This is a genomic window from Sphingomonas sp., from assembly GCF_031380695.1.
Lineage (GTDB): Bacteria > Pseudomonadota > Alphaproteobacteria > Sphingomonadales > Sphingomonadaceae > Sphingomicrobium.
On sequence record NZ_JANMWY010000251.1, the window covers coordinates 1 to 2,097 of the forward strand.

Sequence of the window (2,097 nt, forward strand, 5' to 3'; positions counted from 1 at the left end):
GGTCGATCGCGACGATCGGGAGGTGGGTCAGCTCCTCGCGCTCGCCGAGCGGCTGGTGCGCGACCTTCTCCGCCTCGGCGACGGTCTCGTCGCGGAAGGTGTCGGGCAGGCCGTGCTTGTGAATCGCGATCAGGCTGAAGCTGCGCGGCGCGAAGGGGTCGCCGAGGATGGCATCGACGCGGGCGGTGACTCGCGGCGGACGGCCCGACGGTTCGGCGAGGACGAGGTCGCCGGGCTGCGCGTCCTTGAGGTCGGAGATCATGAATTCGCGCCGCTCGCGCTTGTCGACCGGGGTGAGGAAATGGCGGCTGCCCTCCTGCCGAACGACGCCGAGCAGCAGTTCGGTCGACTTGGCCAGCAGCTTCATCGGGTGGGCGACAAGGCCCCTGCCCGCTTCTTCGGTCCGCGCGAGGATGCGGTCGTTGAGCGCGAGGGCGGATTTTCGCCCTTTCTCGATCACGCGCAGGCGCGGCGGCGGGGTCTCGGCGTGCCATTGTTCGGGGACCGCGAGCACCTGCCCATCCTCGACCGAGACGACGCGCAGCACCGTCACGCGGGGCACGCCGCCGGCCTTGTGAAAGGCGCGGCCGGGGGCACTGTCGATCAGCCCTTCGTCGGCCATGTCCTTGAGCAAAGCCTTGAGCAGGATTTTCTCGTGCGGCGACAGGCCGAACGCCCGCGCAATCTCGCGCTTGCCGGCGGGCGAGCCGGATTGCTCGATGAATTCGAGGATTTGCTTCTGGGTGGGGAGGCCCTTCGCGGGGCGGGGCGTGCGGGGCATCAGTGGGCGATTAGGCTGTCGATGTTGACGCCCTCGCCCGCGCATCGCGTCAGTTTAGTCAGTTTAGCGCGCAGCGAGACGGCCGAAGCGGCCGCGTTGGCCCGAGTCAGTATGCGGTCGCAAACAGTCATGCGAGCGGGCGTAGCGCAGGCGGTCGGCTGTAGGACAGTTTTTATTCGAAGACGTGTGAGCGGATATGACATCCCCCGCGAAAGCAGCAACCTGCCTTCACGGGGGATGATCGCCCGGGACGCAAACCCCCTGAGCGTCGGGCGAAGTTCAGCGCGAGGCGAGCCGGAGCTCGGGCGTGCGCGCGGCCAGTTGCTGGTTGGCGTCGGCCTGCGCCGTCTGGCGACAATCGTCGATCCGCATGGTTTCGGACAGATCGACCCGCCCGGCATAGGAGCCGCAGACATCCTCGATCGCCGAGGCCAGCCGGCGATGCAGCGTGCGCTGACCGGCCGGCGCGGCAAGGTTGAGATCGCCGATGAACACGCGAGCGGTCGGCGGCGAGTCGGCCGAAACGACGATCGGGCTCTGGGCGGTGGCGACGGCGCCGACACACAGGAGGAAGGTCGAAGCGATGATGGTGCGGGTGCGCATGGTTGGTCTCCCCAAAGGTTGAGTCGGCGGGTTGCCGATGCCGTTAACCATGCGCCGATCGCGGCGAGTCGGCGTGGACGGGGAACCGATGGATTGCCGATGGTCAGGCGATGAAGTGCCGACTTTTGCGGTTTGTCGGGTTAGGGCGTCTTTGCAGGCGGCGCGACATAGGGGCGGAACGCGCCGCCCGGGACGGCGCTGGCGACGGGGCTTTCGAAGCCGTCGGCGCTGACCGAGGAGACGCCGAATACCCAGTCGTCGACGCGGATGTGGGGGAGGACGGCTTCGCAGCTTATTGTGAACGATTTAGTCGTCGTCATTCCAGTTGTCGGTGCTTGCAGGGAACTCGTCGTCGAGCAGGCCTCCCTGAACCGAACTGAACGGAATTCCGTCCAGAGGGCCGAGTCTGTCCGACGCCAACGAACGACGTAGCGAGCCGCACGGGTCGGTTTCCAGTCGAGCGTAGTATCCGTACTCACCGCCCCCTCAACCGTCGGTTCTGGCGGCGGCGGCGCACTCGCGATGGCCGCCAGCGCCGCCGTGTTGAGCTTCACGATCTTCGCCAGATAGGGGAAATCCATGACGTCAATCGTGTCGCCATAGACGACGCCCTTCTCGGTGCGGACGTCCTGGTGCTGCTGGCGGTAATTCTCGACCGCGACGGACAGGCGCACGGCGGGGAAGCCGGCGTTAAGGAATTCGGTGTGGTCGCC

The 2,097-nt window shown here is 67.0% G+C and carries 1 protein-coding gene and 2 pseudogenes; all 3 read right to left on the reverse strand.

The window, feature by feature from the left end; translation table 11 throughout:
• A pseudogene (locus RMN84_RS09045) lies at positions 1 to 781 on the reverse strand (ribonuclease R); the annotation flags it as partial.
• Between the two features lie 279 nt (positions 782 to 1,060).
• Positions 1,061 to 1,384, reverse strand: coding sequence for a UrcA family protein (locus RMN84_RS09050; RefSeq protein ID WP_309611847.1), 324 nt, complete (start codon positions 1,382 to 1,384; stop codon positions 1,061 to 1,063).
• Positions 1,385 to 1,524: 140 nt separating this feature from the next.
• Positions 1,525 to 2,097: pseudogene (locus RMN84_RS09055) on the reverse strand (peptidase M28); the annotation flags it as partial.

Excerpts from the sequence above, each read along its gene's own strand:
- RMN84_RS09050 (WP_309611847.1), bottom strand. The coding sequence starts at position 1,384 with ATGCGCACCCGCACCATCATCGCTTCGACCTTCCTCCTGTGTGTCGGC.